The organism is Flavobacterium sp. RHBU_24 (genome assembly GCF_046613695.1).
In the GTDB taxonomy this organism is placed as follows: Bacteria; Bacteroidota; Bacteroidia; order Flavobacteriales; family Flavobacteriaceae; genus Flavobacterium.
Genome location: NZ_JBKJHD010000015.1, coordinates 84,412 through 92,348 on the forward strand (window position 1 = coordinate 84,412; position 7,937 = coordinate 92,348).

A 7,937-nucleotide genomic window follows, 5' to 3' on the forward strand; every position below is an offset into this window, starting at 1 on the left:
CTAATTCATTACTTAAAATTATAAAGTTTGCCCGTTATCAGGAAACGCCTTAATAAAATTTTAGGATTTTTGGCGCAATCTTCACAATTTGGTAATATATACCCAAAGGGTTTGCACCTTTAGCCAAGTAATCATTGCGAAAGCCTGGTATGATTTTCGCGTTGCCCGGATGATTGTTGGGGTAGTTAACATAATTGCCCGCCATTGTATTGCTATAAGGGCACTAAGTGCCCGGAAGAAAAACAATCTCGTAAACTAAGGGCATAGGGCTTGATATAAAAGGGTAAAGCAGTATATTTGCTTTACCCTAAACTTTTAACCTTACTATATGAAGCTGTTATTTTTTGGTTTTTTGTCGCTGTTTGTCATGTCGGTGCCCGAACTTTCAGCATTGCGCCGCCAATATATAGAGGCAGCGATATCCGAAGAAAGCGCGGGGAATTTCCATAAATCATTCTCATCCGTAAGCGACACCCATGCCGATAACACGCTGCTTGCCTATAAGGCTGCAAGCATAGTGTTGATGGCAAAGTATGAAGGTAATTTTATAAGCAAAACCCGCTTATTTAACCGGGGCACAAATTTACTGGAATCGGTAATCAAAAAGGACCCTACTAACTTTGAAGCCCGACTTATACGCCTTAACATACAGGATAATGTACCGTGGATAACCGGCTATACCGGCGATATTAAAGATGATAAAGCATTTTTGCTTAAAAACTTTGCCGCCCAGCCGGAAGACCTTAAATCGTTTGCAAGGGCGTATATAAAACAGTCTGGCGTGTTTACCGAAAGGGAGAAAGGCCAGTTGTAAACTTATTCCCACTAACTCTTTTTACTGTTACCGTTTTTAGTAGTTGATTTTTACAATGAACCCGTTAAGGATAAACTACTCCCCTGGCACAGCACATTGGGCTAGTCTTTATACTCCTTCAATTCCAGCGTTTCACCATTAAAAACAGCGTATGTAAAATAGCCTATCCAGTCGCCCAGGTTCATGTAATAAGAGTCTTCGCCTACCTTAATGGTCATGGGCAGGTGGCGGTGGCCAAAAACAAAATAATTGTAATGTTTGTTTTCCAGCTTGCGTTTGCTGTACAGCACCAGCCACTCGTTATCTTCACCTAAAAACTTCACGTCGGCATCCCCTGATATCAATTTATTTTTAACGGACAGGTATTGCGCCAGCTTTACGCCTATATCCGGATGCAGCCATCTGAAGAGCCATTTAGAAAACGGGTGTACAAACACTTTTTTCATACGTTTGTAACCCTTATCGCCGGGGCCCAGGCCATCGCCATGGCCTATTAAAAACGTTTTACCGTTAAAGGTAAATTCCTTTGGGCGGTGGTATACGGGTATGCCCAGTTCTTTCTCAAAATAGCCCTGCATCCATAAATCGTGGTTACCGGTAAAAAAGTGGATGGCTATGCCACGGTCCTTCAGCTCGGCCAGTTTGCCCAGCACGCGCACAAAGCCGCGGGGAACAACGGTTTTATATTCAAACCAAAAATCAAACAGGTCCCCCAGCAAAAAAAGCACGTCCGCATCTTCTTTTATACGGTCGAGCCATGCTACAAATTTCTGTTCGCGGGGAAAACTGAGTTCAGCAGTTGGCGCGCCAAAGTGCTGGTCGGATGCAAAATATATCGTAAGGGCTTTATCCATGAAAAGGTATTGGTACTACAAAGATAGCAAGTAAATGCTGATAATAATTTAAGAAATCAACACATTGATTCCAGTGCCATTGAAGGGTAAAATTTCTAACAAAAAATTACTATTTTGTTTTTTTTAATTAAAAGTTACATTATGTTTAACAATTGTTCTTTTTCATTAAGATTTTTTCTTATTTTCGGATGCATAAACATAAACTACTAATTTTCGATTTCTATGAAAAGAATTACTTTAATGATTTTCATGTCCCTTGTCTCGCTGATGGGTTATGCCCAGCTGCCTACAGAAGGATTTGAAGGATCATGGCCACCCACCGGGTGGACGATTAACAATGTGGCCGGACCGGCTCAAACATGGATACAGGGTAATGGCGGTTCTGCACAGCCTGCCTACCAGGGCACTAAGGCTGCATATCTTAACAGGGAAACTGTAGCCGTAGGCGAAGTTACTGAAGACTGGCTTATAACGAAGGTGTTTACGGTACCAACTAATGCACAACTCCACTTTTTCTCACGGCTTACCCTGCCGTTAGACCAGTTGAGTACATATAAAGTAATGATAGGTACTAATGCGAACGACCTTACTACCTTTACAGAACTACAAAGCTGGACCGAGCTTACCCTTAACCCCGTTCAGGATGAGTATGTAGAAAAAGTGGTTAACATACCCGCCACGCAAAGCGGCCAGGAGCGTTTTATAGCTTTTGTAATGCAGGGCAACAATGGCGACCGTTGGCTGATAGATAATGTAGGTGTTTTTCAGCAGTGTTTTACACCTACCACACTAACAGCAACTGCCATTACCGCAACTTCTGCCACGCTGGGCTGGGCTAACCCTGCCGGTTCTACATCGTGGGAGGTAGAGATTGTACCGGCTACCCAAGGGCCTACCGGCACAGGCACAGTGGTTACTACAAACCCATATACCGTTACAACATTGCAGACAGGCACATCTTATGTGTTTTACGTGCGTTCACTTTGTAGCCCTAACGGCAACAACAGCGGATGGGCAGGGCCATTTTCATTCAGCACTACACAGGTGCCGGCTGACCTTGATTTTGCCACTAATTTTGAGACCGCAAATAACGGCTTTACTACTGTAAACGGTACCCAAACCAATAAATGGGTACTGGGCACTGCTACATTTAACAGCCCCACACATGCATTATATATATCTAATGACGGGGGCGTGTCTAACAACTATACAAATAACTCAGCATCTGTAGTACAGGCTTACCGCGATATTAATATCCCGGCTGGCGCCACACAGATAAACCTGAATTTTGACTGGAAAGGCTTAGGTGAAACCGGAAGTGACTTTATACGCGTTTGGAACACACCTACCTCTTACGCCCCTGTGGCCGGCACACAAACTACCGCCAATACAGAACGTGTGCAGATAGGCGGCAACCTTTCAGGTAACAACAACTGGACAAACTTCAACAATAATATAGATGTATCTGAATGGGCAGGCACTACGCGCAGGTTTGTATTTGAGTGGCGTAACGATGGCGGCTTCGGGACTAACCCTGCAGGCGCTATAGATAACGTTTCGTTCTCGCTTATTACGTGCCCGCAGCCTGAAGCGCTAACCGTATCCGGCCTTACGCAAAACTCGGCAATACTGGGCTGGACAAACGTAGGCCCTGCTACATCATGGGAAGTATATGTGGTACCCTCTACCGACCCTGCCCCTACTCCCGATACAGCAGGACTTACAACAGGTACAAACCCGTTTACCATTACTGATTTAACCCCCGGAACTAATTATAAGTATTATGTACGGGCAGTGTGCGGGCCAGACGATAAGAGTTTCTGGAGTGGGCCTCTATCATTCAGCACCACCCAAATTCCGGCAACGCTTAACTATTCTAATGATTTTGAAACCGAAAACGGCTTTACGCTGGTAAACGGTACAGAAACAAACCAGTGGTTTTATGGCACCGCTGTAAGCAACAGCCCTTCGCACTCGCTTTATGTAACTAACGATAACGGCGTATCTAACAACTATACTAACAATGTTAACTCGGTTGTGCACGCCTACAGGGATATTGCGGTACCCGCAGGCACAAGCGACATTAACATAGGCTTTGACTGGAGAAATGCAGGCGAAAGCTCCTTTGACTACATCCGTGTGTATGCAGCGCCGGTAACTTATATACCTGTAGCAGGCAACCAGACGTTTCCTGGTGACGGCATTGAGCAGATAGGTGGCGATTTTGTTGATAACAGTTCATGGTCTACCTTTAACCAGATATATAATGCCTCTGACTTTGCAGGCGGAACCATGAGGCTGATATTTGAGTGGCACAACGATACTTCCGCAGGCACTAACCCTGCCGGGGCTATTGATAATCTAAACATCAGCATTATTACCTGCCCGCAGCCGGTAGATGTTACAGTAAGCGACGCTACATTTACCGAAGCTACAATAACCTGGGATGAGCCGGGAACGGCAACCTCATGGGAAGTTTATATAGTTCCTGCTACAGAACCGGGCCCTACAGATACTACTGTGGGCACGGTAACAACCGAAAACCCTTATACGGCAACACTGCTTACGCAGGCCACTTTATACCATGTATATGTGCGTGCAATATGTGGCCCCGATGATAAAAGCTTCTGGAGCGGCCCTACAGAATTTAACACACTTATTTGTAACCCGGAAGACAAGTGTAGCTACACGTTTATACTTACCGATACCTGGGGTGGCGGATGGAACGAGAATACCATTGCCGTAAAACAAAGCGGTATTACCGTAGCTACGCTTGCCCTTAACTGGAACGAAGCCCCGCTTACCGTTACCGTACCACTTTGTGACGGCGTACCTTTTGAACTTTTCTGGAATGAAAGTGATTTTTGGGGTGGTGATGTAGGCATTGAAGTAATTAATAATTTTGGCCAGCAGATATTTATACACGAGCCGGGTGAAAGCCTACAAGGCACCACAATATTTACATGGGATGTAGATTGTGATACCGCCCCTTGTTTACCTCCGGCACACCTTACAGCTACCAATATAGGTACTACAACGGCTACATTGTCTTGGTTAGGCCAGCCTACCGGAAACTGGCAATATATAATATTACCTGCGGGTTCTCCAGCACCTACTGATGCTTCGGCATGGGTGGGCACTACAACTAACCCTACTGAGGTAACCAACCTTACAATCGCTACTAATTATGATTATTATGTAAGGCTTGTTTGTGATGGCGGTACCTACAGCGAACCTTCAGATCCGTTTTTCTTCCATACCGATGTGTGTGAAGAAGAAAGCCAGTGCGACTTTACATTTGAAATAACAAACTCACAGGGCTGGGGCGGCAGTAACAACACCTTTACCATCTCTCAGGCCGGTGTAGAATTAGCTACAATAGGCGAAGATTTCACGTGGGGTGCCTCCATGCAGTATACCATTCCGCTATGCCCGGGTATAGAGGTAGAGATAGTGCTTAACGAAACCGGATGGAGTACCGATAATATAGGTCTTAATGTATATACTCCTTATCTTGAGGATTTGTTTAACCTTGCACCGGGAACCGGAGAACTTGGCGAAACCATATTTGTAGGTGTGCCATCATGCGACCCGCCACCGTGCCCAAGGCCGCAAAACCTTACATCAACTGATATTACGCTTACCGGAGCGTTATTAGGATGGGATGAAATGGCCGATGCCAGCCAATGGGAAATAATTATACTCCCTTACGGTTCTCCTGAACCGCTGGATACCGATACGGGCGTGGTTACCAATAACAACCCATACCTTGCTACCGGGTTGCTTTCCGGCACCCCATACCAGTTCTACGTGCGTGCCCTATGTGGTGGCGAAGACGGTAACAGCAGCTGGGCCGGGCCGCACACCTTTATAACGCTTATTGCTAACGATGAGTGCGAAGGCGCTATAGAAGCACCTGTAAATACGGGTGTTGAATGTATTGAATCGATAAGCGGAACCATGTCTGGCGGTACGCCGTCAGGCTTTCAGCCATCATGCCAGGAGTTTAGTACCCCGGTAGCCGATGTTTGGTATCAGTTTACAGCTTCAAACACTACCCACAGCATCACGATAAGTGATATGGTAGGCACATCACCCACGTTTACAGTATACAGCGGCGAGTGTGGTACACTTGAAGAGATATATTGCAGCGGCTTTGACAACCAGGGCAGTGTAACCGGGCTTGTACCGGGCCAAACCTATTATGTAATGCTTTACGTAACCTGGATTAACGACCCTGCCGCACCTACAAGTTTTGACCTGTGTATTGCTACACCGTCAGTTATCGACCTGGACAATACTACCTATACGGTACCTGAACTGGTAACCGAAGTATTGGTTAACTCGCTGTGCGCCACAATAAGCAACGTTACCTGGAGCACAGGCGGCGATGATAATAACCTTACTACAGGTATTGCCAAGTTTACCCAGGGTAATTCAAACTTTGAATTAGAACAGGGTATAGCCCTTGTAAGCGGTAATGCAATGACGGCAGTAGGCCCTAACCTTGGCACTAATTTTACAGCAGAGATTTGGGGTGGCGATGACGATTTGTTTAATTACATACAAGAATCCGGCATAGACCCTGATTTGCAGGATTATAACGATGCCACCATACTTGAGTTTGACTTTGTACCGCTTTCAGGGCACATGAAATTCCCTTTCATATTTGCCTCTGACGAATATGGTGGCTTCCAATGTTCATATTCAGATGCCTTCGCATTCTTCCTTACCTCCCCGGATGGTACTACAACAAACCTTGCGGTAGTTCCTGACACCGACATACCGGTATCGGTGCTGACAATAAGGGACGACCAATACAACGACTTCTGTGAAAGCCAGAACCCTGAATGGTTTGATACCTATTATGGTATGGACGGCGCGGGCGAAGAACCGGCATCGGCACCTATTAACTATAATGGTGTTACCCATAAAATGTTTGCTGAAAGCGATGTAACTGTAGGTGCTACCTACCACATTAAGTTGGTAATTGCCGACCGTAATGACAACGCACTTGACTCGGCAGTATTCATAGGGCCATTTGACATCGGTACTCCGGATCTTGGCCTTGACCTAACCGTAGATGCTAACAATGCTCTTTGCGCAGGCAGCGAGGCAGTTCTTAGCACCGGCCTTGACCCTGACGACTACAGCTTTACATGGTATAACGGCGATGACGAAATAGAAGGTGAAACCGGCCCTACCCTTACCGTAACAGAAGAGGGTACCTACACCGTTGTGGCACACTATTTCTCTTCAACATGTGAAACTACCGATACTGTAGTAGTAGAGTTTTATGACCCGGTTAGCGTTATTATTGCTGACCCTGTAGACCTTACTAACTGTAATACTACAGGATATGATGAGTTTGACCTTTCTGAGAATACGGCAGTTGTGCTTGAAGGCCTTGATACTTCGATATACCAGGTTACGTACTGGGCTACCGAGGCAGATGCCCTTGCAGGTACCGGTACACCGCTTAACCTTACCTATACAAATACGGTGCAGTTCCTGCAAACAGTATATGTACGTGCGTTTAACTCTGCTACGGGCTGTATTGGTGTAAAACCATTTGACCTTATTGTTCAAACAACGCCACCAACGTTTACCATATCAGATGATGTAACGATATGCGATGGCAGTACCGCTACCATAACGGTTACTCCTGGTAACTTTGCCCCAGGGGAGGTAACCTACAGCTGGACACATAACGGCGACCCTATGACTGAAGACACTGCTGAGATTACCGTAACCGAGGCAGGCGACTATGAAGTTACTGTTGATAAAACTGGTTGTATTGGCACTGCTACTGCATCTGTTATTGTTAACCCTATACCAGTAGCCGATGACCTTGCTGATGTTACAATTTGTGGCGAGTATGTGCTACCCGCACTTAGCGCAAATAATGCTTACTATACCGAAACCAATGGTGGAGGCATTTTACTTACAGCGGGTAATGTTATAACAACAAGTCAGGAAATATTTATTTTCGCCGCCAGTGGCACTACGCCAAACTGTACTGCCGAGACAAGTTTTAATGTAACAATACTTGCCACACCGGTAGTAGCAGAACCGGCTGATGTAGCATCGTGCGACAGCTATACACTTCCTGCACTGACAATAGGTGATTACTATACCGCTACCATGGGTGGAGGTACTCCACTTGCTCCGGGTACTGTGCTTACTACTACGCAAACCGTATATGTATATGCTACAAATGCGCTGGGCTGTTTTACTGAAGACTCGTTTGTGGTAACCATTACCCCTAC

General features: G+C 45.7%; 3 protein-coding genes. 2 read left to right on the forward strand and 1 reads right to left on the reverse strand.

The genetic code is table 11. The features are described from left to right. The first annotated feature begins 328 nt into the window (after positions 1–328). Positions 329–814, forward strand: coding sequence for a hypothetical protein (locus ACLI09_RS14210; protein WP_411420300.1), 486 nt, complete (start codon positions 329–331; stop codon positions 812–814). 101 nt (positions 815–915) lie between these two features. On the opposite strand, the gene ACLI09_RS14215 is transcribed toward ACLI09_RS14210, so the two are convergent. Then, positions 916–1,668, reverse strand: coding sequence for a UDP-2,3-diacylglucosamine diphosphatase (locus tag ACLI09_RS14215; RefSeq protein ID WP_411420301.1), 753 nt, complete (start codon positions 1,666–1,668; stop codon positions 916–918). 222 nt (positions 1,669–1,890) lie between these two features. Here ACLI09_RS14215 and ACLI09_RS14220 point away from each other — a divergent pair. Beyond that, on the forward strand, positions 1,891–7,937 hold a 6,047-nt coding region (locus tag ACLI09_RS14220; protein ID WP_411420302.1), incomplete at its 3' end, for a choice-of-anchor L domain-containing protein.